The following is a 23,698-nucleotide window of genomic DNA, read 5'->3' as shown; positions in this document are numbered from 1 at the left end:
CGAATTCGACACGTCCCCCCTCGGGGCCGTCATCGTCGAATGCAGGAACAGACCGGAGTGAGCCATGGTGCTGCGCGAGGCACTGAGCATCCCCATCCCCCTCGACCACGAAGCGTCGACCACCGCCGAACTCCCCGGCCTCGCCAGTCTGCTACGCGACTGGCGAGGCCGGGCCGGCCTGCGAATGGGGCTGGCCAAGCCGCTGCCCCAGATGGTCGTCGCCACCAGACTCGGCATGAGCGAGCGCTGGTACCGCGACCTGGAGCGAGGCGGCACCGCCCGCTTCGACCCCAGACTGCTGGCGCTGCTCGCCGACGTGCTGCTGCTCGACGCCGACGAGCGCGCCACCCTCTACCTCTACGCGATGGGCGGCACCCCGGCCGCCGGCCCGGCCCGGCCGGAGGACCTCACAGCCCTCCAGGAGCTGGTCGACCGGCAGATGCCGAGACCGGCCTTCATCGCCGACCGCGCCTGGACCGTCGTCGGCCACAACCGGGCCGCCGCCGAGTGGTTCCCCTGGATGAGCAGGCCCGGGGCCAACTTCGCCCGCTGGGTGCTGACCGCCCCGGAGGCCCGCGAACAGGTCGCCGACTGGACGTGGCAGGCCCGGATGACCCTCGCCATGATCCGCTTCGCGCTGGCCCGCTACCCCGGGGACGAGTCGGTGGTCGCCCTGCTCACCGACGTGCTGCGCGACCCGCTCTGCCGCCGGCTCTGGGCCGGCCGGGCCTGCGTGGTCGCCAACCGGGACGGCGACCGCTTCGGCCTGCGGCTGCCGCACCTCTCGCCCGAACCGATCGAGACGGTCGCCCAGGTCCTCACCCCCGGTGGCCGACCGGACCTCAGCTTCGTCGTCCTGGGGCCGCCGCCCGGGGTCTGACCGCGGGGTGCCCCGGGGCCGCCGGCCCCGGGGTCCGAGCGGGGGCGGGGCGGCCGGGCGCGGCGTCAGTGGAACCGCGTCACGAACCGGCGCTGCCAGGGGGTCTCGACGGCGCGCCGGTCGTAGTGCTCCCGCACGAAGGCGACCGCCTCGCCGGCCGGGACGCCGTCCAGCACGGCCAGGCAGGCCAGCGCGGTCCCGGTCCGGCCGAGCCCGCCGGCGCAGGCCAGCTCGACCCGCTCGGACGCCGCCCGCTCCCAGGCCTCCCGGAGGGCGGCCGCCGCCTCGGCCCGGTCAGTGGGCAGCCGGAAGTCCGGCCAGCGGAGCCAGCGGCTCGCCCAGCGGACGGCCGGCGGCCGGTGCCCCAGCAGGTAGAGCCCGAAGGCGGGTTGCGGCCCGGGCGGCAGCGGCCGCCGCAGACCGCGGCCCCGGACGAGTCGGCCGGACGGCAGGCGCAGCACCCCGGCGGCGGCGGGGTCCCAGGTGGCGGAGACGGTCATCCGGCGAGCCTACGGCGCGTCCGGCCGGTCGCGGGCGGTCGCGGGCGGGGCCGGGCCGGGTGGCAGCACCCGGCCGTTCCGTGCCGCGGGTCCGCGCGGGTCAGGAGGCCGCGTACAGGCCGGTCGGGGCGGGCAGACCGGCGCGGTGTGCCAGAGCGGCGGCCTCCCCGCGCGAGGTCACGCCCAGCTTGCCCAGGATGTTGGCGACGTGGAACTTCACCGTGGACTCGCTGATCAGCAGGGCGCCGGCGATCTCCCGGTTGCGCCGGCCCCGGGCGAGCTGGTCGAGCACCTCCAGCTCCCGGGGCTGCAAGCCCTCCAGGGGGTCCGGCCCGCCGGTCGCCGCCGGGGCGCTCAGCGGCAGGTCGACGGTGACGGTGGTGCCCCAGCCGGGAACGGCGTCCACCGCGAGCCGGCCGCCCACGGCGGTGATCCGGTCCGCCGTCCGGTGCACGGCCAGGGTGTCGGCGCCGAGCAGGCCCGGGCCGTCGTCGCGCACCACGACCCGCAGGACGTCCGCGACGAACTGCCAACTCACGTGCAGGCGCGTCAGACCGTCCTGTTCCATCATGGTGAGCACGGCCGACCGGACGGCCGCCCGGGCGGTGTGCGCGATCTCGGCGGGGAGGGAGCGCCCGCCCGCCGCCGGGGCCGGCAGGTCGAGCCGGACGGGGCTGTGCCGCAGCAGCGGGCGGATCTCGTCCGCGAGCCGGGCGAAGGCGGTGGCGGCGGGCTCCTCGCTCAGCTCCCGGTCGAGGTCGGCGCCCGCGCGCAGGTCCAGCAGCGCGCCGACGGCCAGCTCGGTGGCGCTGCGGCGGGCGGTGGCGTCGTCCAGGGCGGCGGAGCGCAGCGGCGCGAGGATCGCGGAGAGCGCCGAGGCGTGCGCGCCGCTCAGCTCGGCGATGGCCCGGGCCCGGGCACCGGCGGAGGCCCGTGACGTGGCGGCGTACGCGGGGGCGGCGTCGACGGCCCGGTGGTGGGAGTGGGTGACCAGCAGCTCCCAGAGCTGCTGCAGGACGGCGAGCGGCTGGTCGGGCAGCCGCTCGCCGCCCGTCCGGACCAGCACCAGCAGCGCGCCGTTGCTGCCGGGCGGGGCGGCGGAGACCGCGACGGCCGCCCGCGGCCGGCCCGCCAGGACCGCCTCGCCCTGCCAGGGCAGACCGGGTGCCACCGCCTCGGCCAGCCGGGCCAGTTCCCGGGTGGTGATCCGCCCGGTGAGCTCGGTCGGACCGTGGGCGAGGGCGGGGGAGTAGGTGCAGACGCCGCTCAGCTGGGCGAGGGCGGTGTGCGGGACGAGATCGGCGAGGACGCCGGAGAGGCGCGGGAGGAGCTGTGGCCTCGGCGCCCCCAGCACCGCCACCACCTGGGCGAGCACGTCCTCGGGGCGCTCCCAGCCGCGCTGCCGGTGCCCGGGGTGCCCGGCTCCGTCCGGGGCCTGCGCCGCGTTCCCGGCCCTCGCGTGCCCGGTCGCCGCGCTTCCCGCCCCGTCGCCTGCCCCGTGGTTCGCCATGGGTTCCAGCCTAGTCACCCGGTCCGCGCGGGTGCCTGGCCGTTCGGCCAGGCGGAACCGGCCGAACGGCGGGCCGGAGACCGCCCCTCCCGCGACCAGGCTGGAGACCGTCAGACCGACGAACTCTCCGACCAGTGAAGGACAGTGGGACTCCCATGACCAAGGCCATCGCCTTCTCCGCATTCGGCGGCGCGGACGTGCTGCACCCGATCGAGATCGACCTGCCCGCTCCCGGCCCCGGCCGGATCCGGATCGCCGTCCGGGCGGCGGGCGTGAACCCGGTGGACCACAAGCTGCGCAGCGGCGCGATGGAGGGCCTGTTCCCGGTGACCTTCCCGCACGTCGCCGGTTTCGAGGTGGCGGGCGTGGTGGAGGCCGTCGGCGAGGGGGTGGACGAGTGGGCGCCCGGGGACGAGGTGTTCGGCTCGGTCCGCGGCGGCGGCTACGCCGAACACGCCGTGGTGGGCGCCGGCGACGTGGCCCGCAAGCCGGGCGGGCTGAGCTGGGAGCAGGCCGCGGGGCTCCCGGTCGCGGCCGAGACGTCCTGGCGGGCGCTCCACCTGCTGGGCGTGGAGCGCGGCCAGACGCTGCTGGTGCACGGCGCGGCGGGCGGGGTGGGCACGATCCTGCTGCAGTTCGCCCGCTCGCGCGGGATCCGGGTGATCGGCACCGCGAGCGAGGCCAACCACCCGTACCTGCGCGAGCTGGGCGCGATCCCCGTGACGTACGGCGACGGTCTGGCCGAGCGGGTCCGGGCGGTGGCGCCGGAGGGGGTGGACCGGGTGCTGGACGCGGCCGGCCAGGGTGACGTCCTGCCGCTCTCGATCGAGCTGGCCGGCGGACCGGAGCAGGTGCTGACCATCGCCGACCACGAGGGCTCGGCCAAGTACGGCGTGCGGTTCAGCGCCGGCTCGGACACCGTCCACCACCACGGCCCGGCGCTGGCCGCTGTGCTCGCGCTGCACGAGGAGGGCACGCTGCACCTCCCGCTGCACCAGGTGTTCCCGCTGGCGGAGGTGGACCGGGCACACCGGGTGAGCGAGCAGGGGCACGTCCGGGGCAAGCTCGTCCTCACCGTCGGCTGACGCCGGCGCCGGGGCGGTCCGCCGGGTGCCGCGGTCTGCGGCGGGGTGGAACCGCCCCGATCGCGGCCTGACCCAACTGTGCGGCGTGCCGGTGTATCTGACGATCGGTCGGTAGAGTCCGGTGCCATGGCTGATGCGATCGAATCCCCGGGTGCGGGGCGGCTGGCGGGCAAGTCGTGCGTGGTGACGGGTGCGGCGAGCGGGATCGGCCGTGCGGTGGCCGAACGCTTCGCCCGGGAGGGCGCGCGGGTGGTCGCGACGGACCTCGACGCCGAGGGGCTGCGGCGGCTGGCGGACGAGCTGCCGCGGGCGGTCAGTACGGTGGTCGGCGACGTCTCCCGCGAGGACGACGCCCGCCGGATGATCACCGCCGCCGTCGAGCGGCACGGCCGGATCGACGTCCTGGTCGCCAACGCGGGGGTGCTCCCGCTGTCGGAGATCACCGAGGTCGACGCCGAGGAGTGGGACCGGGTGATGGCTGTCGACGGCCGGGGGATGTTCCTCACCTGCAAGTACGCGATCGAGGCGATGGCCGGGCCCGGCGGCGCCGGCGGTGCGATCGTCTGCCTCTCCTCGATCTCCGGCGAGGCCGGCCAGCGCGGACAGGCCGTCTACGGGCCCGCCAAGTTCGTGGCGTCCGGCCTGACCAAGCACCTGGCCGTCGAGTGGGCCGACCGCGGCATCCGGGTCAACGCCGTCGCTCCCGGCACCATCACCACCGAGCGCGTCCGCCGCCTCCAGGACGAGCCGGGCGGCTCCGACTACCTGACGGCGATCGAGAAGCTGCACCCGATGGGCCGGCTTGGCACCCCCGCCGAGGTGGCGGCGGCGGTCCTCTTCCTGGCCTCCGACGACGCCTCCTTCATCACCGGCGCGGTTCTCCCGGTGGACGGCGGGTACCTGGCGCAGTAGGGCTCGCCGGCCCTGGGGCGTGTGTGCGGGTGGTTCCCCGGACCGGTCACCGTGCCCCGGCCGGTCGGCCGACGAGCTCGGCGGGCTCCCCGGAGAAGCCGACCTCGCCCCGGTGCAGCACATGGACGACGGCCGCGCCGGTGAGGCTGCGCGGGAGCGACCGCGCGGTCAGCACGACCGCCCGGCCCTCGGCGGCGGCCGTGTCGAGCAGGTGCGCGTGCAGCCGTGCGGCCACGGCCGGGGCCAGCCCCCGGTCCGGCTCGTCCAGCAGGAGCAGGCGCGGCCGGCCGGCCAACGCACGTGCCAGGGCGACCAGTTGCTGCTGCCCGCCGGAGAGCGTCCCGGCCGGCCGGGGCAGCAGGGCGGTCAGTTCGGGGAGGAGCGCGAGCACGGCCTCGGCGGGGGCGCCGCCGAGGCCGAGGTGCTCGGCCACCGTGAGCGAGGCGAACACCGCCCGCTCCGCCGGTACCAGCGTCAGCCCCAGCCGGACCCGCTGGTGGACACCGAGCGCCGTGACGTCCCGCCCCCGCCAGACCACCCGGCCGGCGGCGGGCCGGACCAGCCCGGCCAGGGCGTGCAGCACGCTGGTCCGCCCGGACCCGTTGCGGCCGAGCAGGACGGTGACCGCACCGGCGGGGAAGGCGAGGTCCACCCCGTGCAGGGCCTCCAGCGGTCCGTAGCGGACGCGGGCGCCGTGGAGTGCGGCTTCGACGGTCATCGGGTGCTCGCCCGGGTCGCCCGGGTCGCCCGGGTCGCTCGGGCGGTGCGGGCGGTGGGGGAGGCGGGGGCCGGCTCGCGGAGGGCTTCCGGTGCTCCCCGGCGGACACGGGTGGCTTCGACGGTCACGGGGCGCCCACCCCGGCCCCCGGCGCGGCCCCGCCCCAGGCCCGGGCCACCCGGGCGTCGGCGAGCACGGCGGCCGCCGGTCCGCAGGCCACCACCCGGCCGCCGGCCATCGCGTACACGGTGTCGGCCAACTCGCCGACCAGGTCGGGGTCGTGCTCGACCAGCAGCAGTGCCATGCCCCGGTCGGCCAGGCCACGCAGGACGGCGGCCAGCCGGGCGGTCTGGGTGGTGTCCAGGCCGGCCGCCGGCTCGTCCAGCAGCAGCACCTGCGGGTCGCCCGCCAGCGCGCGGGCCAGCTCCACCAGGCGCAGCACCCCGGTCGGCTGCCCACCGGCCGGCTCCGCCGCGAGGTCCTGGAGGCCGAACAGGGCGAGTGCGCGTGCCGTCGCCGTGTCGACGGCACGCGCGTCCGGACGGCGGTGGTGCCGCTGCTCGGGGCCGATCCGGACGTTGTCGGCCACCGAGAGGGTCGGGAAGACGGCGATCTGCTGGAAGGTCCGGGCCAGGCCGAGCCGCACCCGGGCGTACGCGGGCAGCCGGGTGACGTCCCGGCCGCCGAGCAGCACCCGGCCGGCGTCCGGGCGGACCGTCCCGGCCAGGCAGTCGAACAGGGTGCTCTTGCCGGCGCCGTTCGGCCCGATCAGTGCGGTGATCCGCCCCGGTGGCGCGGTGAGGTCGACCCCGGCGACGGCCTCGATGCCGCCGTACCGGCGGGTCACACCCCGCGCCGTCAGCCGGGCCCGGCCACTGCCCGGCGGGCTCACGGTCGCGCCTCCTCGCCCCGGGCGGCGGCCTGCCGGGCCGTGATCAGGGTGCGGATCCGGCGGCCGGTCGCGCTCAGGCGGCCCGGCGGCAGCGTGGCGGGCGGGGGCGCCGGGTGGCGGGGGGAGAGGCGGGCGGCGGCGCCGGCGAGACCGCCCGGCAGGCGGCCGATCGCCGCCGCCAGCAGACCCACCGCGACGGCCGACACCCCGGCCACCGTGCCCGCGTCCAGGCCGATCAGCAGCGCGGCGGCCAGCACCGCGCCGAGCGCGCTGTCCGCACCGGCCACCACCACCGCGGCGAACCAGAGCAGCCCGCGCACCGGATCGAACGAGGCCGGGTCGAAGGCGCGCCCGGCCAGGCCCATCAGCCCGCCGCCGAGCGCGGCCAGCGCCGCCCCGGCCACGAAGGCGAACAGCTTCAGCCCGGGCACGTTGACGCCTGCCGCGACCGCGCCCGGTTCGTGGTCGCGCATCGCGGTCAGGGCCCGGCCCGGCCGGCCCCGGTGCAGACCCCGCACCACCAGTAGGCCCAGCCCGAGCAGCACCAGCTCGGCCAGGTAGAAGGCGCGGTCGCCGGCCAGGAAGGCGGGCCGGTCCAGGGTGAGCCCGGTGGTCGCGTACGGCTGCTGGAAGACGAAGCGGCTCATCGCCGTCCCGACCGCGAAGGTGACCAGGGCCAGCGCCGGACCGCGCCGCCGGATCGCCGGCCAGCCGGTGAGCAGTCCGAGCGGGGCGGTGGCCAGCACCGCGAACAGCAGCGCGGGGACGGCGGGCAGCGGCGGGACGGCCGGGATCCGCCCGGACATCAGCAGTGCGGTGCCCAGCGCGCCGAGCCCGGCGTACCCGGCCTGGCCGAGCGAGATCTGCCCGCCGTACCCGGTCACCACCACGATCGAGAGCAGGACCAGGGCGAGCGCGGGCACCAGCAGCGCGCTGCGCAGGTCATTGTCACGGAAGCCCAGCGGCAGCAGGAGCAGCACCAGGCAGACCGCCCGGGCCGCCCGGCCCCCGCCGGCCGGTCCCGGCACCGCGAGCGGGGAACGGTCGCCCGCGCCACCGGTGATCCGCGGGCCGGCCAGCAGCGCGGCGGCCAGTAGCGCCACCACGAACAGGTTGGCCTGCACCGCCTGCACCAGCGGCAGCAGTTGGCCGGACGGCCGCAGCCTGGTCAGCTCGGCCTGCGCGATCCCGAGGCCGAGGCCGGTCACCACCGCCACCGGGATGCTGCGCAGCCGCGCCGCCACCGCGACCGCCATCGTCTCCATCACCAGCAGCGGCAGCCCGTACGGGTCGAGCAGCAGGTACGGCGCGAGGGCGACGCCGACCAGCCCGGCGGTGAAGGAGCCGAACGCCCAGCCCGCCGCCGAGACCCGGTCCGCGTCCAGTCCGGCCAGCCGGGCCAGCCGGCGGTCGTCGACGACGGCCCGCACCTGGAGGCCGAACCGGGTGAAACGGGTGGTGGCGGCCACCGTCAGGGCGAGCACCAGGACGGCGGCGAGCTGCGCCACGGTGTCGGGGCGCAGGGTGTGCCCGCCGGGCAGGTCGATCGGCTCGGCGCCGAACGGGGACGGCGCGCCGCTCAGCGGGGCGGTGCCCCAGACCAGCACCGCCACCCCGATGAGCAGCACGAACACGCCGAGACCGGCCACCATCGTCTCGGCCGTCCCGGCGCCGCGCCGTTGCAGGGGCCGGTAGACCAGGACGTCCAGCAGGCCGCCGAGCGCGGGGGCGACGAGCAGCAGGCAGAAGGCGAGGGCCGGCCAGACCGGCCAGTGCCGGACGACCACCAGGTCGCGCAGCAGATAGGCGATGAGCATCGCCTGGGCACCCTGGGCGAGGTTGAGCACCCCGGTCGCGCGGTGGCAGACGACCAGGCCGATGCCGCTGAGCGCGGCCGCGCTGCCGACGGTGAGACCGGCCAGGGCGAGGTCGACGGTCAGGCCGAGGGAGTCGAGGGGAGGGGTGTCGGGCACGGGTGGCACTCCCTCAGCCGGCCGGGTGGGCCGGGTCGGCGGGGTCGGCGGGCGCGTCCGGGGCGGCCGGTGCGCAGATCCGGCAGGGGGTGAGCCCGCGTGCCCGTACGGCGGCGGCGTCAACCGGCCGCGCGCCGTGCTTGCCGGTCACCAGTGGACAGTCGGGCCGGTGGTAGAGCGTGCCCTCGGCGACGGCGAGCAGACCGGTGCCGGGGGCGGCGGGCTCCTCCGGCGCCGTGGCCTCCTCCGGCTGCTCCGGTTCGACCAGGAGGGTGTAGAGCCGTTCGACCCGTCGGTCGGTCAGGTCGTCCGCGGTGGGCGGGGTCGGCGGGGCCGGCGGCCGACCGGGTGAACGCAGGGCGACCACGATGATGCCCGCCACGATCAGCGCCGCACCCGGGACGGTGGAGGAGGCCAGATAGGGGATCTGCTGTTCGACGAAGGCCTCGCCGGAGACGCCGTACCAGCCCAGGACGCACAGGGCCGCCCCGGCGGCCGCGAGGATCCAGCCCGGCCACTCGCGGGCGCCCGGCGCCGTGCGGGCCGCGCGGACGGCCGAGCGCAGCAGCCCCCGGCCACTCCGCCCGGCCGCCCCGTTCGGAGTGGTATGCGGCTTCTCGCGCTCGGATTGCGATTCGTCCATGGATCCGCCTTCATGGTGTCACGTGCGACATTTCCAGGATCGGCCTGGGACAGCATCCGGAGAGCGGCGGACCGGACCGCGCGGCGCCCCCGAACGGTCGGCGCCGACCCGGGCGGCGCAGCCGAGTTCGTCGAGAGGAACACCATGCGAGTAAGGCAGAGCGGCACCCGTCGGGGCGGCGGCCCGGTCCCGCGACCGGCGGTGGCGCTGTGCGCGCTGCTGCTGGTGGGCGCGGTGGCCGGGTGCAGCAGCAGCTCGTCCGGCTCCTCGCCCTCGGCCTCGGTGTCGATCTCCGCCCCGGCGTCGGGGTCCGTCACGGTGACCGCGACCACCAGCGCCAGTGCCAGTGCCACCGTGAGTGCGGGTGCCACCGCCCCCGCCGATCCGGCGACCGCGACGAACCAGGTCACCGCCAACTGGGAGAAGTTCTTCGACCCCACCACCCCCATCCCCGAAAAGGCGACGCTGCTCCAGAACGGTGACGCGCTGCTTCCGGCGCTCCAGGGCTTCTCGCAGGATCCGCGGGTCGGTCAGGTCAAGGCCAAGGTCACGAACGTGACGTTCACTTCGCCGACCGAGGCCACCGTCACCTACGAACTCTCGCTCCAGGGCACGGTGGTCGCGCCGGACGCCACCGGCCAGGCCGTCCTCGACAACGGCACCTGGAAGGTCTCCCGCTCGTCGCTCTGCGGCCTGCTCGCCCAGGCCGGCGGTGGGAGCGGCGCCGCCGTCCCCGGATGCGGCTGACGGCCCCGCCGTCCCGCCGGGCCGCCGACGCGCACTGCCGTCGGCGGCCCGGCCCTCGCGTCCCCCGGCGCCGCGTCCCCCGGCGCCGCGTCCGCCGCCGCTGCGGGGGCGCCGCCCTCCTCGCGCTGCTGCTCACCGCCGTCACCGCCTGCGGCACCCGGCTGCCGGGGAGCGCCTTCACCCACCGCCCCACGCCGGCCGGCGCGAGCACCGCCGCCGGGGCCAACCCCGCCTCCGACACCGGCGTCACGGCGACCGAGATTCGGATCGGTGTGGTCACCTCGCTCACCAGTCCGGTCGGCAGTGAGGTGTTCAGCGGCCCGCGCTACGGCGCGCAGGCCTTCGTCCAGGCCCTCAACGACCGGGGCGGCCTGCACGGGCGCACCGTCAAGCTGGTGACCTGCGACGACGGCGGCAGCGGCATCGGCAACCAGGACTGCGTGCACCGCTTGATCGACCAGCAGCACGTCTTCGCCTTCGTCTCCGGCAGCGTGCTCGACTACGCGGGTGCGCCGTACGTGAGCGGGAAGGGCGTGCCGGACGTCGGCGGCCAGCCGATCGGCACGGCCTACGACCGCTGGCCGCACCTCTACGGCATCTACGGCAGCGGCGCGCCGCGCGACGGGCAGGCCGTCGGCTGGAACGGGACGCTCTACCAGACCCCCGAGGTGTTCCGTTTCTTCACCGAACGGCTGGGCACCACCAGCGCCGCCGTGGTCGCCTACAACCAGGCCGACTCGGCCCGCTACGCCGCCCAGCTGAAGGCCGGACTGGAGGCGGAGGGCTACCGCGTCCTGATGCAGACGGTCGACTTCGCGCTGCCGAACTTCCAGGCGGTGGCCGCCGCCGTGCGCGCCGACGGCTCGCAGCTGCTCCTCGACGCCATGGACGCCCGGGGCAACGCGGCGCTCTGCCGGGCGCTCGACGAGGCCGGGGTGCGGGTCGCGGCGAAGGCGACCAACGTGCAGAACTGGTCGCAGACCGTCGGCACCGACTACGGCGCCTCACCCGGCTGCCGCAACGCGCTCTGGGCGACCTCGGCCAGCCTCAACTACGAGGACGTGCAGGACCAGGCGGTGCGGGACTTCCGCGCCGCGATGTCCCGCTACTACCCCGACCGCGAACCGCTGCTCTCCGCCTGGGAGCTGGAGGGCTGGGCGGGCGCCCAGTGGCTCACCGACGCGATGGACTCCTGCGGCGCCGACCTCACCCGGGCCTGCGTCGAGCGGTTCATGAACCGTGCCGAGCCGTACGACGCGCACGAACTGATCCTGCCCGCCTCGTTCGTCCCGCAGCCCCCGCCGACCGGGCCGACCCGGGCCTGTCTGAACGCCGCCCGCTGGCAGGACACCGCCTACGGGGGCCGGGGCGGCTGGGTCACCCAGGTGGCCTCGATGACCACCACCTGCTTCGAGGTGCCGCAACTGCCCTACCGGCCGTGACGGGAGCCGACGGCTCCGGGGCGGTACGGCGGGACCACCGCCGCCGGCGACCCGCGCGCCGCTGCGCCCCCCGGAGCGCCCTCAGCCGAGGCGCTCCACCGCGACGATCGCCGCGTCGTCGTCCAGCCGTCCGCCCGCGTGGGCCAGCAGGTCGTGGCGCACCTGCTGCACCAGGGCCTGCGGGGGGTCGGCGGACCAGGCCGTGACGCGCTCGGTGAGCGGGTAGAACCGCCGCCGGGCGTCGCGGGCCTCGATCACGCCGTCGGTGTAGATCAGCAGGCGGTCGCCGGGCAGGAAGGCGAACTCGTCCACCTCGTAGCCGCCCGGGGCGAGTTCGCCCAGCCCGAGCGGTGGCGCCGGCCGGCGGGCGTCCAGCGCGGTGACGCCGTCGGCCCGCAGCCGCAGCGGCGGCGGGTGGCCGCAGTCGATCAGCCGGACCACCGAGCCGTCGTCCGGGATGTCCAGGATGACGGCGGTGATGAACGACTCCTCGCAGTCGTCCGCCGCCGCCCCGGCGGAGGCACTGTCCGGGCCCGACCGGTGGCCGCGACCGGTCCCGTCACCCGGCCGCTCCTCGCAGGGCTGCTCGCCGAGCCGGGCCAGGCCCCAGCGGACGCTGCCGTCCAGATAGCCGGCGAGGTCGGTGAGGTCGGCGTGCAGGTGGGCGGCCGCCCGGAAGGCGCCCAGCAGGAGGGCGGCGTCGCCGAGCGAGGAGAGCCCCTTGCCGCGGACGTCGCCGACCAGCAGCCGGGTGCCGCCGGGGGTGCGGGCCGCCGCGTAGAGGTCGCCGCCGACCTGCGCCTCGGCCTCGGCGGCGAGGTAGACGGAGGCGAGGCGCAAGTGCCCGATCCGGTCCGGCAGCGGGCGCAGCAGGACGCGCTGGGCGGCCTCGGAGACGGAGCGGACCTGCGCCAGCTCCCGTTCGTGCCGGTCGCGCAGCACCCGTAGCGCGACGATCAGCACCGAGACGGCGATCTGCGCGCCGAGCTGGGTCTCGTGGTTGGGAGTGGTGAGCCCGTCGCGCGTGATGCCGATGACGGTGAGGCCGGCGAGCGCGAGCAGGGCGACGGCCGCGGTGGTCCGCGCCCCCGCGAAGGACGCGGTGATCGCGGGGGCCACGATCAGCAGCGGTCCGAGGTGGATCGTCGGCGGTGACAGGACGTCGACCACGGTGATCACGACGATCAGCGCGAGCGGGAGCGCCGTCAGCGCGTGGCGGCCGAGCCGCCACGACCGGCGGCGGTCGCGAGGACCCTGCCGAAGGGGCACCCCTCCTCTGTACACCGTCGGAGCGGTACCCCGCACCCCGGCGTCGGCCCGTTGCCGCCAGCCGGTTGTCGGCGGGCCGTTGCCGGCGGGACGGGACCGGCGCCCCTCGGCCCGGTCCTCGGCTCAGTCCTCGGCGCCGTAGCGGGCCAGGTAGCCGGCGAAGCGGGCGACGTCCTCGTCGGACCACTCGGTGAAGCGGGCGGTGAAGGCGACCCGGCGCTGCTCGCTGGCCTCGCGCAGCAGGGTCAGGCCGGCCTCGGTGGCGCGCAGGATCTGGCCGCGCTGGTCGTCCGGATCGGTCTCGCGGCGCAGCAGGTCGAGCTTCTCCAGCGCGGTGACCTGGCGGCTCACGGTGGACTTGTCGAGCATGAAGTACGAGGCGACGTCGGCGGCCCGGCAGCCGCCGCGCTCGTTGATCAGGTCGAGGATGCTGTAGGTGACCAGGGAGAGGTCCGGGTGCAGCTGGGAGGCCTTGTGCCGGGCACGCCGGGCGAAGGCGGTCAGCTCGCGCTGGATGGTGTCGATCGATGTCTCGCGGCCGGGCACGGCGGTCCTACCTCCTCGGTAATTTGTTGCACTGTACAACGTTTTGGGCTCCGCTGTGCCCGCCGTGTGCTGTCGGGCCACGCCGTCCGCCGCCGTCCTCCGCCCCGTTCCGCGGCCGGCGGCACCCGGCCAGGGGCGCGGGCTCAGCCGGTCGTGGCGCCGTCCGGGGTGCCGGTGCCTCCTGCGGCCTGCCAGGCGCGGGCGGCCGCGATCCGGCGGGTGGCACTCGGATGAGTGGCGAACAGTAGCTCAAGCACCCGGGGCGGGTCGACATCGGACACGTTGGCCACTGCCAGTCTGCGCTGCATGGCGATGAACTGCTCGGCGTCCGAGGTCAGTTCCAGGGCGTGCCGGTCCGCCCGGGCCTCGACCCGGCGGCTCACCGCGCACTGCACCGGCCCCGACAGGGCGCCCAGCAGGGCCGCGCAGGCCGCCATCAGCGGCAGGACGCGCGGATCCGCCGCGTCCGTCGCCCCCGCCGCCGACAGCAGCGGGCCCCAGCCGGTCAGCAGGCCGATCAGGCAGACCACCACGGCCGCCCCCACCGCGCCCAGTACCGTGCCGGTCAGCACGTCCCGGTGCTTCACGTGCCCGAGTTCGTGCGCCACCACCAGCTCCACCTCGCGCGGCTCGGCGGTGGACAGCAGCGTGTCGTAGGCGACGATCCGTCGGGTCGCGCCCAGGCCGGACACGTACGCGTTGAGGGCCGTCGTCCGCCGGGAGGCGTCCGCCACCAGGACGTCCCGCACCCGGACGTCGTCCTGGTCGGCGAGCGCGAGCAGGGCGGTCCGCAGCGGGCCGGGCGCCATCGGGGTGAAGCGGTTGAAGACCGGCTCCACCAGCAGCGGGTAGAGGAAGGAGAGCGCCGCCGTGAGCAGCGCCGCCGCGCCGGCGGCCGGGAGCCACCAGCGGTCCGGCCAGCGGTCGGTGAGCGCGAACAGTCCGAACGCCAGGGGCAGCACCAGGGCCAGGCCCAGCGCCAGTCCGCGCACGGCGTCCACCGCCCAGCCGCCCCAGCCCTGGGTGACCAGGCCGAACCGGGCCCGCACCGTCCGGGCGCCGGCGGCGAACGGCAGCTGGGCCGCCCGGCCGAGGAGGACCAGGGCGGCCGCCCCCGCCAGCACCTCGGCCGTCCGCGAGCCGCCGAACAGGTCGCCGGCGGCCGTCACCAGAGCGGCTCCGGCCGGGCTCAGCCCGAGCAGCAGCGTCAGGAGAAGGCCGGCCAGCCGCCCGCCCAGTGCCCACGGCAACTGGGCACGCCGCAGCGCGCGGCCCCGGGCGCGCTGGGCGGGGGTGAAGTCGGGCGCGCCGGTACCGGCGCCGGGGGCGGGGGTCGCTGAGCCCGGAGGCGGGCTGACCGGATCTGTCATCTGTCGGCTGTCATCCGTAGTCCGTGAGCTGTCGGCCACCCGCTGCCGGGCGCCGTCCGTCGGGCGCTGTCCGTCCGGCCGCGCCCACCGGTTGCCCGTCGGGCGCGGGCCGGCCGGCGGCCGCCGGGATCAGCATGTCACTCCCGCGCCGGCCCGGTGGCGGACTCGGTGCCGCTGCGGAGCAGCCGGTGCCCCAGCTCGACCAGGGCCCTCCCCACGGCGAACGCGTCGCCGACCGCCTCGGCGGGCTCGTCCTGCGGGCTGCGGCGGGCGCGGGTGTCGGCGTGCAGCACGCTGCCGTCGGCGTCGAGCACGGCGTGCACCCGGGTGGTGTCCCGGCCCTCGACGAGGTGCAGGCTCACCTGCCACTCCTTGGTGCGGACGGCCGATCCCTCGTCCTCGGTGAGGGGAGCCGCGGTCGCTGCAGGGGCGGCGTGCACCGGGGCGGCGGCGCCGTCCGCGCGGACGATCACCACCGGGCAGCTGCCGTGCACCGCGCAGTGGGAGCTCACCGAACCCAGCAGCGTGCGGGCGAAGGTGCCGCGCCCCCGGCTGCCGAGCACCAGGAAGTCGGCGTCCGCGGACAGTTCCAGCAGCACCTCGGCCGCGTGGCCGAGGACGAGGCTCTCCTCGATCTCCACCAGCCGGTCCCGGCCGACCACCTCGTCCACCTCGGCGGTCAGCGTGCGCCGGGCCGCCCGCTCGAAGCCGTCGTCCAGCAGCGGCGTGAGCCACCCGTAGAGCGACGGGTACTCCCAGGCCGCCACCGCGTGGACCGCGGCCCCGGTCAGGCCCGCCTGACCGACCGCCCAGCGCAGCGCCGCCTTCGAGGGCGCGGAGCCGTCGATCCCGACCACGATCCGTCGCCGGCCGCCGTTCGCCGCGCCGATTCCCACACCGTCCATGCGCCGTCCACCTCGCCACCTCGGCCCGGGAGCGTGCAGCCCCGGGAGCGTGCACCCCCTCCACGCTGCGCGTCCGGACGGCCGGTGCGCCAGGGACACGACGGCCCGGTGCGGCGGTCGTGGGGGCCCGGGTGTCCTGGTGGGGGTGGTGCCGGCGGTGGCGGGTCGTGGTGGTGGAGCCGGGTGCGGGGGTGCTGCGGGGGCCGGGGCGTCCCGGTGCGGCGGTTGACCAGGCCGGTCCGTCCCCTGCGGTGGAGCCGGGGGGACACCGAGGCGGGCCCGCCGGGCCCGCCGATACGATCGGTCGGGGCTGTCCGGCCCGGTGGGCGCGGGCAGTGGCCGTGAGCTGTGGCGCCGGTCCCGCCGGCGCCACCTGGGGAGAGGGGATCCGGTATGGCAGTCGAACCGTCCGGCGCGCAGGAGGTCCGGCGCGTCGAGGGCCTGGTGTCGGCGCAGGAGAAGGCGATCGCCCTGTTCGCCGAGGCCGAGGCGCGCGAACTGGTGGCGCCCGGGGTGGGCGAGCGCGAGGCGAGCGACCGGATCCGGGATCTCGCCAACGAGATGTTCGGCGCCACCCGGCACTGGCACAAGCGGATCATCCGCTCCGGCCCGAACACCCTGGCCCCGTACCGGGACAACCCGCCGGACCGGGTCATCGGGGCCGACGACGTGGCCTTCGCCGACTTCGGCCCCGTCTTCGAGGAGTACGAGGCGGACTTCGGCCGCACCTACGTCTTCGGCGGCGATCCGCACAAGCGGCGGCTGCTCGCCGACCTGCCGCGGATCTTCGACGCCGGCCGCGCGTTCTTCGCGGCCGACCCGGAGATCACCGGGCGGCAGCTGCACGCCGAGGTCGAGCGGCTGGCCGCCGAGGCGGGCTGGGAGGTCGGCATCTGGCACGCCGGCCACCTCGTGGGCGAGTTCCCGCACGAGGTGAACGACGGGGCCAAGGCCGACTCCTACATCACCCCCGAGAACGAGACGCCGCTGCGCCGCACCGACCGGTCGGGGCGGGTCTGCCACTGGATCCTGGAGCTGCACCTCGTCGACCGGGAGCGCGGCTTCGGCGGCTTCTACGAGCAGTTGCTCGACCTGGCCTGACCGCGGCCCCCGGCCCGCGCTCCGGCCGCCGGGCCCGTCCTGCGCCCCGAGCGCGGGGCGGGCCCGGGGCGGGCGGGCCGTGGAGGCAGACCGAAGGCGATGTGGGGGAATGGCGTAGTCTGACCGCTCTCGAATCGACCCCCGGGGGGACTTCACATGCGCCGAGTCGCGGCCGCCGTCGCACTGCTGCTCGGGCTGATACCCGTGGCCGCCTGCGGGCCGGACGACCCGGCGCCGGCCAAGGCCGCGCCGGCGGGCGACGCGGCGAAGCCCTCAGCGGCCGGGACGGCGCCCGCCTCGCCGTCCGCGAGCGCCTCGGCGCCCCGCCCGGACGGTTCGATCACGGTGGCGTTCGCCGGGGACGTCCACTTCGAGGGCCGCACCGAGGCCCGGCTCGCGGTGAAGGCGCCCGAGCAGGCGCTCGGCCCGATCGCCACGACCCTCTCCGACGCGGACCTCGCCGTCCTCAACCTGGAGACCGCGATCACCGACCGGGGTGCCCCCGAGCCGAAGACGTACACCTTCCGCACCTCGCCCAAGGCGCTCACCGCCCTCAAGGACTCCGGCGTCGACGTCGTCTCGATGGCCAACAACCACGCCGTGGACTTCGGCGCGGACGGGCTCACCGACACGCTCGCCGCCAAGGACTCCGCGCCGATCCCGGTCGTCGGCGTCGGCCGCAACGCCAAGGAGGCGTACGCCCCGTACGTCACCACCGTGCGCGGGGTGAAGGTCGCGGTGCTCGCGGCCAGCCAGGTCGAGGACCTGACGAACCAGAAGTGGCGGGCCGGCGCCACCAAGCCGGGCATCGCCTCGGCGCTGGACGCCGCCGCGCTGGTCAAGGCGGTGGAGGAGGCGAAGAAGCAGGCGCCCGTCGTGCTCGTGTACCTGCACTGGGGCGACGAGGGCAAGGCCTGTCCGACCGGCGCCCAGAGCGCCATCGCCAAGAAGCTCGCCACCGCCGGGGCCACCGCTGTGGTCGGCACCCACGCCCACACCATGCTGGGCTCGGGCATACTCGGCTCCACCTACATCGGCTACGGCTTCGGCAACTTCCTCTGGTACGGCACCTCCGACTACGCCAACTCCAACGAGACCGGCGTGACGACGCTGACCCTGACCGCGGCCGGCAAGGTCACCGGCGAGGTGTTCACGCCCGCCACCGTCGACGGCCAGGGCGTGCCCGTCCCGCAGACCGGCGCCGCCGCGACGGCCGCGCTCAAGCGCCGCGACGGCCTGCGGGGCTGCACCGGGCTGGCCCCGGTGGCGGGCGCGACGCGCTGAGGCCGTGGACGTGGCCGCGCTCAGACGCGGCGACGGTCCGCCGGGCCGAGGTCGTGCGGGTCGCGGGTGGTGAGCGCCTCGGCCACCGGCCGCCCACCGCCCGCCGACCGGGCGAGCCGCTCGCGGACCTGCCCCGGGGTGCGCGGCCGCCACCCCGGGCCGTAGCAGCAGCGCGAGTGGAAGGTCACCCCCGCGGCGAGCAGGGCCGTCAGGGCCCGCCACCCCGCGGTGTCCCGGCGTCGCGGGACCGCCAGGTCCTGGCCCGCGTCGACCAGTTCGCCGCCGCAGCGCACGCAGACGTCCCGCCCCGGGGCGCCGTGCCGCTTCACGGACAGCCGGCACGGCAGGCAGACGAAGTGTCGTCGCGAGGTCCGGCTCCGGGTGCACATGCCGCTCACGGTAGGCGCGCGCCATGCCGTCGGCACCCGGATTTCCGGGCGGGCGGCCGCCGGGGGCGGCCCGGGGCCCGCGGCGGCGTGAGAGGGTCGAAGCGGAAGACGTGGTGGTCACGGGTGCGGAGGAGAGCCGGCCGATGACGGAGTGGAAGACGTACGGCCGGCGGCCGGTCTACGAGTCGCCCTGGGTGGAGCTGTGGCTGGACGACGTGGAGATCCCCGGGGTCGGGCGGGTCGACCACCATGTGGTGCGGATGCCGAAGGCCTGCACCACGGCGGTCGTGACCGATGACGCGGGCCGGTTCCTGCTGCTCTACCGGCACCGGTTCATCACCGGGCAGTGGGGGTGGGAGGTGCCGGCCGGGTGGGCGGAGCCGGGCGAGGAGCCGGCGGCGGCCGCCGCCCGGGAGGTCGAGGAGGAGACCGGGTGGCGACCGGGCCGGGTGGAGCCGCTGGTCGGGTTCAACGCGATGTCCGGCATCTCGACGATGCGCTTCCACGCGTTCCACATGACCGGCTGTACCCGGATCGGCGAGCCGACCGACCGGAGCGAGGCGACCCGGGTCGAGTGGGTGGCGGAGGAGGACGTGGTCGAGCTGCTGGCCGCCGGGGAGGTGCCCGAGGGGGCGTCGCTCGCGGCGCTGTCCTACTTCCTCGGGCCGTACCGCCTGGCGCGGCGGCGGCGGTCGGCCGACTGACCGCCGCCGGTCGCGACGGCCGGTGCGCTCACTCCCGGTGGTTAGCCTCGCCGTGCTTCCAGTAGCCCTTCGCGTGGACCCGGTCGCGGGGGAGGCCCAGGTCGCCGAGGAGGTGGCGGCGGAGGGTTCCGACGGCGACGGCCTCACCGGCGATCCAGGCGGCGGAGCCGGTGGTTCCCGCGGGGCCGGCAGGGTCAGGGCCGGTCAGGACGTCGGCGGCGAGGACGGCGTCGGTGAGGAGCCGGCCCTTGGGGTGGGCGCCGTCGCGGGGGAGCCAGGTGGTGGTGAGCTCGGCGGCGGTGCCGAGCGGCAGCGCGTCGGCGCCGGTGGCGATCTCGAAGTAGGCGAAGGCCCTTACCGTGCTGGGCAGTTGATCGAGAATAGTGAGCGCGGCGGGCAGCGCGCTCTCGTCGGCGGCGAGGAGCAGCCGGGTGACGCCGTCCAGGTCGGGCCGGCGGCCGCGCGGGCCGGCGAGGACGGCCCGGTCGCCGGGTCGGGCGATGGACGCCCAGCGGGCCAGGGGTCCGTTGCCGTGCAGGACGATGTCGATGTCCACCTCGCGCTCGGCGGGTCGGTGCCGGCGGATGGTGTAGGCCCGGGACGGGCCCTCGGGGATGGCCAACTTGACCCACTGGGTGGGGTGTTCGATCCCGAGGTCGGGCAGCGTCGGGCCGCTGAAGGTGATCCGGGTGAGGGTGGAGGTCAGCGGGGTGGTGGCGATGACCTCGACGTCGTGGGCCGGGCGGGGGCGTCGGAACATGATGACTCCTGAGCGGGCCCGGAGGTGGACTCGGGCCGGGTGAAGGGGAGTTCGGTGACGGAGGGGCCGGGGCGCGCCACGGCGAACGGCCGCACGGCGGTGCGGTGCGGCAGCCGCGCGGTGGCGGGTGATGGCGGGTGGTGCCCGGAGTGGGCGCCCGGATCAGTGCGTGAAGCGGGCGAGCTGCCGGTCGAGCAGGGTGTCGACGAAGGCCCGGTCGAGCGGGCGGCGCAGCACCAGGGCGCGGTGGTAGAGCGGGGCGAGCAGGGCGTCCAGGAGTGCGGCGGCCTCGTCCTCGGAGGTGCCGAGGCAGGCCCGGGTGTGCGCGACGTCCCGCTCGCGGAGCGGGTCGAGGAAGCCGGTGTGCAGCAACTCAGCTGTCCGGGAGTCGAGTTGGGCGTGCCCGAGGAGGGCCTGCAGGACTCGGCCGGCCGGTTCCTCGCCGAGGAAGACGGCGAAGCGGTGCAGGTAGACGCGCAGGTCGGCCGGGGTGGCCGGGGAGTCGGGCCAGACCAGGGCGGGACCGGAGTCCAGCGCCAGGTTGTCGAAGAGGATGTCGACCTTGGACTTCCACCAGCGGTAGATGGTCTGCTTGGCGACGCCCGCCGCCGCGGCGATGCCCTCGATGGTGAGGCCCTCGAAGCCGTGCTCGACCAGGAGGTCGTCGGCGGCGTTCAGCACGGCCAGGCGCGCGGCCTCGCTGCGGCGACCGCCGGTACTCGCGCTGCTGCTGCCGGTGGCGGGGCGGGGCTGGGCGGCGATGGCGCTGCGGTCCTCACGGGCGGGCCGCTGCGGGAGCCGGCCGGGGTGCTGGGTCGGGCCCATCCTCTCACGCCTCCTCCGCCGCGAGGGGCGTCGGCCGTGCGCGACGGCCGGTCAGGCCGGCCGCGACGCCGACGGCCAGTACCGCGACCAGCGCGCTGAAGACGACCCCTGCCGTGCGCAGGTCGGTGGCCCGGATCAGGAGCCCGACGCCCACCACCGGTACCGAGAGCATCGTGTACAGGACGGCGAAGTAGGCCGAGATCGCCTCGCCGCGCCGTCGCGGTTCGACGCCCCCGTTGATGGTGGCGAGCCCGGTGGCGACGGCGGTACCGGTGGCGAGGCCGTTGAGCACCGCGCCGAGGAGCAGCGGCGGCAGCGTCCCGGTGAGCAGCGCGGTGGCGACCAGGGCCGCCGCCACGACGAGCCCGGCGCAGGCGGCGGGCAGGGCGCGGGGGCCGGGCAGCACGCGGGCGAGTACCTGGCCGGCCCCGGTGGCGACGAAGGCGAGGCAGGCGACCAGGCCGGTGAGCGCGTGGTGGTGGATGCCGAGGACGGTGGCGAGGAAGAGCCCGCTGACGGAGGTGAGGACGCCGAGGGCGGCGAAGCCGGACCCGGCGGTCAGGGCGGCGCGCAGCAGGGCGGGCCGGATGGCGGTCGGGACGAGCGGCGGCTCGAAGGGCGGGGGGAGCGCGGCGCCGGTGCTCCCCGGGGCGTTCCCGGGGGTCTCGCGACGGGCCTTGCGGGAGGCCGTGCGAGGGGGCGTGTGAACGGCCGTGTGGTGGGCCTCGCGGAGGGCCTTGCGGGGTCCGCCGCCGGGCGCGCTCTCCGGGACGGCGAAGAGGCCGAGCAGGGCGACCGCGGTGAGGGCGAGCATCACCGTCCAGGGCAGCCGCAGCGGGGAGCCGGCCCATTCGGCGAGGATCCCGGAGAGCAGCGTGCCGCCGGCCAGTCCGCCCATGTTGGCGGCGAGCGCGAGGGTCTGCGCCCGCAGCCGGCGCTCCGGCGGAGCGAGGTCGAGCAGGGCCGCGGTGGCGGCGCCGGTGACCAGGGCGGCGGCGAGGCCGGACACCACCCGGGCGACGAGCAGCCAGGGCAGGGCGGAGGCGGCCTCGAAGAGTCCGGCGGCGGACGCGGCGAGGAGCAGGGCGCCGGCCAGGACGGGGCGGCGGCCGATCCGGTCGGAGAGGCGGCCGAGCGTGAGCAGGCCCACGACGACTCCGGCGGCGTAGACGGCGAAGGTCACCGTGACCATCAACGGCGATAAGCCGAAGGCCTGTTGGTAGATCGGATAGAGCGGGGTCGGGACGGTGGTGCCCGCCATGGTGACCCAGAAGGCGAGGGCGATGGCGGCCCGGGCGAGCGGAGTCGCCGGGGTGGGCGGGGCGGACGGGGCTGTGGCCGCCGCCGGGGGGCTGTCGGGGGGCGCGGAAGGCACGGATGTGCTCCTCGGGTGAGGGAGGTGAGGCCTGGCGGGGCGGGAGCTCCGCGCGGGGCGGAGTCGGCGCAGCGCGGGGCGGGCCCCGGAGGCGAAAGTAGACGCAACGTTGCGTTGCGATTTGAACGTAGCACTGGACGCAACGTTGCGTCCAGGCTCGATGGGAGCACCCCGGTCGACCCCGGTGAGGAATGGCGGCCGCCGCCGCGAGTTGACGGACTCGCAGTTCGGCGGCGCACACGAACGGGCGTGTTAGGTTAGCCTTGCCTAATGTTGCCGCTCAAGGGGAGTTCGGGGAGGGGGTGTCCAGGTGCGACTGCCCGAATCAGCGGGCCTGGTCGCGAACCTGCGGCCGGGAACCCCGCCCGCCCCGGTGCTCCGCCCCTAACCGGACGGAACCGGTGTTCGGACGGCGGCGCCACCCGCGTCGCCCGACCGGCTCGCACGCGGCCGCCGAGGGCCGACTGCCCCGCGTCCACCGGAGGCCGAGGCTCCGGACCACCAGCGACCCTCGCGCCACCCGGGCGAACCGTTCACCCGGCCCCGAACCGCCCCACCCGCCGACCGCCCCGACCGGGGAACCCGGCGGCCACTCGCAGACTGGGAGGATCCAGGTGACCACCGTGCACCACGCCCCCGCCGGGACGGACCACACCGTCATCGGCGCGGCCAGCGGGCTGCTGGGCCAGTACCGGGCCGCGCCCGACGAGGCGTTCTTCGCCTCGCCGACCCGCACGCTGCTCGCCGAGGGCGTGCACGCCAGGGTGGTGCAGGACGAGCGCCCGCTGCCGGTGCGGGTCGCCGAGACACTGGCCCGGGCGCGCCGTGACGGGGTCCGGCAGCCGCTGGTGATGGGCGCGGTGGCGTTCGACCACGACAGCAGGGCCGAACTGGCCGTGCCCGCCGGGCTGCGCGTCTGCGGCGCGCTGCGGGACGACCCGCTGATCGCCCTGCCCGCCCCGGCCGCCGAGCCGGTGGAGTGGCGGGTCCGTCCGGTGCCCGAGCCCGAGGTGTACGGGGCGGGCGTCGCCGAGGCCGTCCGGCGTGTGCGGGCGGGCGAGTTGAGCAAGGTCGTGCTCGCCCGGACACTCGAACTGAGTGCCGGTCGCCCGCTCGACCTGCCCGCGATCCTCCAGCGGCTGGCCCGCCGCGACCCGAGCGGCTACACCTTCGCGGTGCCCGCTGGGGCGGGCCGCACCCTGATCGGCGCCAGCCCCGAACTGCTGCTCTCGCGCCGCGGCACCACGGTGGTGGCGAACCCGCTGGCCGGTTCGGTGCCGCGCACCGCCGACCTGGGCGAGGACGTCCGCCGGGCCGCCGCGCTGCTGGAGTCCCCGAAGGACCTGCGCGAGCACGCCTTCGTGGTGGACGCCATCCGCGTGGCGCTGGCCCCGTACTGCCGGACGCTGCTGGTGCCGGCCGCCCCGACCCTGGTCCGGACCGCCGCCATGTGGCACCTGGCGACCACGATCACCGCCGAACTGGCCGACCCGGCCGTGTCGGCGCTGGAGCTGGCCACCGCCCTGCACCCGACCCCGGCGGTCTGCGGGTCGCCGACGCCGGCGGCGCGGCGGGCGATCGGCGAGATCGAGCCGTTCGACCGCGGACTGTACGCCGGGATGGTCGGCTGGGGCGACGCGGACGGTGACGGCGAGTGGGTGGTGACCCTGCGCTGCGCGGAGGCCGACGAGGGCACGCTGCGGGTGTTCGCCGGGGCGGGCGTCGTCGCCGAGTCCCGGCCGGAGGCCGAACTGGCCGAGACCAGCGCCAAGTTCCGCACCTTCCTGGACGCCGCGGGGGTGCCGCGGTGAGGGTCCGGGCGGCGGCCGAAGCTCGCTGTGCGGCACTCGGGTGCGGGGCCGGCCGTC

Annotated in this window: 23 protein-coding genes; 9 read left to right on the top strand and 14 right to left on the bottom strand. The window is 76.5% G+C overall.

Annotated features, from left to right (window positions below):
* Positions 1 to 64: 64 nt before the first annotated feature.
* A complete protein-coding gene (locus tag ABZ495_RS11075) occupies positions 65 to 880 on the top strand; it encodes a helix-turn-helix transcriptional regulator (protein ID WP_352287477.1) in 816 nt (271 codons plus the stop codon).
* Between the two features lie 65 nt (positions 881 to 945).
* Here ABZ495_RS11075 and ABZ495_RS11070 read toward each other — a convergent pair whose 3' ends face one another.
* Positions 946 to 1,380 carry a protein phosphatase gene (locus tag ABZ495_RS11070; protein ID WP_359835408.1) on the bottom strand — a complete coding sequence of 145 codons (435 nt, stop codon included), beginning with the start codon at positions 1,378 to 1,380 and terminating at the stop codon, positions 946 to 948.
* A gap of 100 nt (positions 1,381 to 1,480) precedes the next feature.
* Positions 1,481 to 2,890: a LuxR C-terminal-related transcriptional regulator gene (locus tag ABZ495_RS11065; protein WP_359805408.1), complete on the bottom strand. Its 1,410-nt coding sequence runs from the start codon at positions 2,888 to 2,890 to the stop codon at positions 1,481 to 1,483.
* Positions 2,891 to 3,045: 155 nt separating this feature from the next.
* Here ABZ495_RS11065 and ABZ495_RS11060 point away from each other — a divergent pair, with 155 nt between their 5' ends.
* Together ABZ495_RS11060 and ABZ495_RS11055 are read left to right on the top strand one after the other, a co-directional pair.
* Complete coding sequence (locus tag ABZ495_RS11060) at positions 3,046 to 3,975, top strand: NADP-dependent oxidoreductase (RefSeq protein WP_359835406.1); 930 nt, start codon at positions 3,046 to 3,048, stop codon at positions 3,973 to 3,975.
* A 126-nt stretch (positions 3,976 to 4,101) separates the two neighbouring features.
* On the top strand, positions 4,102 to 4,887 hold the full coding sequence (locus ABZ495_RS11055; protein WP_359835404.1) for an SDR family NAD(P)-dependent oxidoreductase: 786 nt from the start codon (positions 4,102 to 4,104) through the stop codon (positions 4,885 to 4,887).
* Positions 4,888 to 4,933: 46 nt separating this feature from the next.
* Here the strand turns inward: ABZ495_RS11055 and ABZ495_RS11050 are convergent, their stop codons facing one another.
* The 4 genes from ABZ495_RS11050 to ABZ495_RS11035 all read right to left on the bottom strand — a co-directional run bounded on the left by ABZ495_RS11050 (position 4,934) and on the right by ABZ495_RS11035 (position 9,113).
* Positions 4,934 to 5,605 carry an ATP-binding cassette domain-containing protein gene (locus ABZ495_RS11050; RefSeq protein ID WP_359835403.1) on the bottom strand — a complete coding sequence of 224 codons (672 nt, stop codon included), beginning with the start codon at positions 5,603 to 5,605 and terminating at the stop codon, positions 4,934 to 4,936.
* A 124-nt stretch (positions 5,606 to 5,729) separates the two neighbouring features.
* Complete coding sequence (locus tag ABZ495_RS11045; protein WP_359835401.1) at positions 5,730 to 6,497, bottom strand: ABC transporter ATP-binding protein; 768 nt, start codon at positions 6,495 to 6,497, stop codon at positions 5,730 to 5,732.
* Complete coding sequence (locus ABZ495_RS11040) at positions 6,494 to 8,470, bottom strand: ABC transporter permease (RefSeq protein ID WP_359835399.1); 1,977 nt, start codon at positions 8,468 to 8,470, stop codon at positions 6,494 to 6,496. Before ABZ495_RS11040 ends, ABZ495_RS11045 begins: the two co-directional genes overlap by 4 nt.
* A 13-nt stretch (positions 8,471 to 8,483) precedes the next feature.
* Complete coding sequence (locus ABZ495_RS11035) at positions 8,484 to 9,113, bottom strand: hypothetical protein (RefSeq protein WP_359835397.1); 630 nt, start codon at positions 9,111 to 9,113, stop codon at positions 8,484 to 8,486.
* A 144-nt stretch (positions 9,114 to 9,257) separates the two neighbouring features.
* On the opposite strand from ABZ495_RS11035, the gene ABZ495_RS11030 reads away from it, so the two are divergent.
* Together ABZ495_RS11030 and ABZ495_RS11025 are read left to right on the top strand one after the other, a co-directional pair.
* Entirely contained in the window at positions 9,258 to 9,860 is a 603-nt protein-coding gene (locus ABZ495_RS11030; protein ID WP_359805420.1) for a hypothetical protein, read from the top strand.
* Positions 9,851 to 11,302, top strand: coding sequence for an ABC transporter substrate-binding protein (locus ABZ495_RS11025; protein WP_359835395.1), 1,452 nt, complete (start codon positions 9,851 to 9,853; stop codon positions 11,300 to 11,302). The genes ABZ495_RS11030 and ABZ495_RS11025 overlap by 10 nt, the downstream gene beginning before the upstream one ends.
* Positions 11,303 to 11,383: 81 nt before the next feature.
* Here ABZ495_RS11025 and ABZ495_RS11020 read toward each other — a convergent pair whose 3' ends face one another.
* The 4 genes from ABZ495_RS11020 to ABZ495_RS11005 all read right to left on the bottom strand — a co-directional run bounded on the left by ABZ495_RS11020 (position 11,384) and on the right by ABZ495_RS11005 (position 15,392).
* Positions 11,384 to 12,571 carry a PP2C family protein-serine/threonine phosphatase gene (locus ABZ495_RS11020; protein ID WP_359835393.1) on the bottom strand — a complete coding sequence of 396 codons (1,188 nt, stop codon included), beginning with the start codon at positions 12,569 to 12,571 and terminating at the stop codon, positions 11,384 to 11,386.
* Between the two features lie 123 nt (positions 12,572 to 12,694).
* Entirely contained in the window at positions 12,695 to 13,117 is a 423-nt protein-coding gene (locus ABZ495_RS11015) for a MarR family transcriptional regulator (RefSeq protein WP_329490397.1), read from the bottom strand.
* A 143-nt stretch (positions 13,118 to 13,260) separates the two neighbouring features.
* Positions 13,261 to 14,487 carry a M48 family metalloprotease gene (locus ABZ495_RS11010; protein WP_359805426.1) on the bottom strand — a complete coding sequence of 409 codons (1,227 nt, stop codon included), beginning with the start codon at positions 14,485 to 14,487 and terminating at the stop codon, positions 13,261 to 13,263.
* Positions 14,488 to 14,624: 137 nt separating this feature from the next.
* Entirely contained in the window at positions 14,625 to 15,392 is a 768-nt protein-coding gene (locus tag ABZ495_RS11005) for a universal stress protein (RefSeq protein ID WP_359835391.1), read from the bottom strand.
* A gap of 393 nt (positions 15,393 to 15,785) precedes the next feature.
* On the opposite strand from ABZ495_RS11005, the gene ABZ495_RS11000 reads away from it, so the two are divergent.
* Together ABZ495_RS11000 and ABZ495_RS10995 are read left to right on the top strand one after the other, a co-directional pair.
* Positions 15,786 to 16,493: a M24 family metallopeptidase gene (locus ABZ495_RS11000; protein ID WP_352287446.1), complete on the top strand. Its 708-nt coding sequence runs from the start codon at positions 15,786 to 15,788 to the stop codon at positions 16,491 to 16,493.
* 156 nt (positions 16,494 to 16,649) lie between these two features.
* On the top strand, positions 16,650 to 17,777 hold the full coding sequence (locus ABZ495_RS10995; RefSeq protein WP_359835389.1) for a CapA family protein: 1,128 nt from the start codon (positions 16,650 to 16,652) through the stop codon (positions 17,775 to 17,777).
* A 20-nt stretch (positions 17,778 to 17,797) separates the two neighbouring features.
* Here ABZ495_RS10995 and ABZ495_RS10990 read toward each other — a convergent pair whose 3' ends face one another.
* The gene (locus ABZ495_RS10990) at positions 17,798 to 18,166 is read right to left on the bottom strand and encodes a hypothetical protein (protein ID WP_359835387.1); all 369 of its coding nucleotides are present in this window, start codon (positions 18,164 to 18,166) and stop codon (positions 17,798 to 17,800) included.
* A gap of 143 nt (positions 18,167 to 18,309) precedes the next feature.
* Here ABZ495_RS10990 and ABZ495_RS10985 point away from each other — a divergent pair, with 143 nt between their 5' ends.
* The gene (locus ABZ495_RS10985) at positions 18,310 to 18,870 is read left to right on the top strand and encodes an NUDIX domain-containing protein (protein ID WP_329490403.1); all 561 of its coding nucleotides are present in this window, start codon (positions 18,310 to 18,312) and stop codon (positions 18,868 to 18,870) included.
* Positions 18,871 to 18,898: 28 nt separating this feature from the next.
* Here ABZ495_RS10985 and ABZ495_RS10980 read toward each other — a convergent pair whose 3' ends face one another.
* The 3 genes from ABZ495_RS10980 to ABZ495_RS10970 all read right to left on the bottom strand — a co-directional run bounded on the left by ABZ495_RS10980 (position 18,899) and on the right by ABZ495_RS10970 (position 21,830).
* Positions 18,899 to 19,630, bottom strand: coding sequence for a siderophore-interacting protein (locus ABZ495_RS10980; protein WP_359805438.1), 732 nt, complete (start codon positions 19,628 to 19,630; stop codon positions 18,899 to 18,901).
* 162 nt (positions 19,631 to 19,792) lie between these two features.
* On the bottom strand, positions 19,793 to 20,455 hold the full coding sequence (locus ABZ495_RS10975; protein WP_359835385.1) for a TetR/AcrR family transcriptional regulator: 663 nt from the start codon (positions 20,453 to 20,455) through the stop codon (positions 19,793 to 19,795).
* Positions 20,456 to 20,459: 4 nt separating this feature from the next.
* Positions 20,460 to 21,830, bottom strand: a complete 1,371-nt coding sequence (locus tag ABZ495_RS10970) for an MFS transporter (RefSeq protein ID WP_359835383.1) — start codon at positions 21,828 to 21,830, stop codon at positions 20,460 to 20,462.
* 608 nt (positions 21,831 to 22,438) lie between these two features.
* Here ABZ495_RS10970 and dhbC point away from each other — a divergent pair.
* Positions 22,439 to 23,641, top strand: coding sequence for an isochorismate synthase DhbC (gene dhbC / locus ABZ495_RS10965; protein ID WP_359835471.1), 1,203 nt, complete (start codon positions 22,439 to 22,441; stop codon positions 23,639 to 23,641).
* Positions 23,642 to 23,698: the final 57 nt, after the last annotated feature.

This window comes from Kitasatospora sp. NPDC005748, assembly GCF_040630735.1.
GTDB lineage: Bacteria > Actinomycetota > Actinomycetes > Streptomycetales > Streptomycetaceae > Kitasatospora.
The sequence above is the reverse complement of the archived record's forward strand: the minus strand, read 5'-3'. Positions and strand labels throughout refer to the sequence as shown.

Bases quoted from the DNA above. Each gene is read 5' to 3' on its own strand.
- ABZ495_RS11025 (WP_359835395.1), top strand. From the start codon at position 9,851: ATGCGGCTGACGGCCCCGCCGTCCCGCCGGGCCGCCGACGCGCACTGC.
- ABZ495_RS11010 (WP_359805426.1), bottom strand. From the start codon at position 14,487: ATGACAGATCCGGTCAGCCCGCCTCCGGGCTCAGCGACCCCCGCCCCC.
- ABZ495_RS11070 (WP_359835408.1), bottom strand. From the start codon at position 1,380: ATGACCGTCTCCGCCACCTGGGACCCCGCCGCCGCCGGGGTGCTGCGC.
- ABZ495_RS11000 (WP_352287446.1), top strand. From the start codon at position 15,786: ATGGCAGTCGAACCGTCCGGCGCGCAGGAGGTCCGGCGCGTCGAGGGC.
- ABZ495_RS10985 (WP_329490403.1), top strand. From the start codon at position 18,310: ATGACGGAGTGGAAGACGTACGGCCGGCGGCCGGTCTACGAGTCGCCC.
- ABZ495_RS11075 (WP_352287477.1), top strand. From the start codon at position 65: ATGGTGCTGCGCGAGGCACTGAGCATCCCCATCCCCCTCGACCACGAA.
- ABZ495_RS11035 (WP_359835397.1), bottom strand. From the start codon at position 9,113: ATGGACGAATCGCAATCCGAGCGCGAGAAGCCGCATACCACTCCGAAC.
- ABZ495_RS10995 (WP_359835389.1), top strand. From the start codon at position 16,650: ATGCGCCGAGTCGCGGCCGCCGTCGCACTGCTGCTCGGGCTGATACCC.
- ABZ495_RS11065 (WP_359805408.1), bottom strand. From the start codon at position 2,890: ATGGCGAACCACGGGGCAGGCGACGGGGCGGGAAGCGCGGCGACCGGG.
- ABZ495_RS11005 (WP_359835391.1), bottom strand. From the start codon at position 15,392: ATGGACGGTGTGGGAATCGGCGCGGCGAACGGCGGCCGGCGACGGATC.
- ABZ495_RS11060 (WP_359835406.1), top strand. From the start codon at position 3,046: ATGACCAAGGCCATCGCCTTCTCCGCATTCGGCGGCGCGGACGTGCTG.
- ABZ495_RS11055 (WP_359835404.1), top strand. From the start codon at position 4,102: ATGGCTGATGCGATCGAATCCCCGGGTGCGGGGCGGCTGGCGGGCAAG.
- ABZ495_RS10975 (WP_359835385.1), bottom strand. From the start codon at position 20,455: ATGGGCCCGACCCAGCACCCCGGCCGGCTCCCGCAGCGGCCCGCCCGT.
- ABZ495_RS11030 (WP_359805420.1), top strand. From the start codon at position 9,258: ATGCGAGTAAGGCAGAGCGGCACCCGTCGGGGCGGCGGCCCGGTCCCG.
- ABZ495_RS10980 (WP_359805438.1), bottom strand. From the start codon at position 19,630: ATGTTCCGACGCCCCCGCCCGGCCCACGACGTCGAGGTCATCGCCACC.
- ABZ495_RS11050 (WP_359835403.1), bottom strand. From the start codon at position 5,605: ATGACCGTCGAAGCCGCACTCCACGGCGCCCGCGTCCGCTACGGACCG.
- ABZ495_RS10990 (WP_359835387.1), bottom strand. From the start codon at position 18,166: ATGTGCACCCGGAGCCGGACCTCGCGACGACACTTCGTCTGCCTGCCG.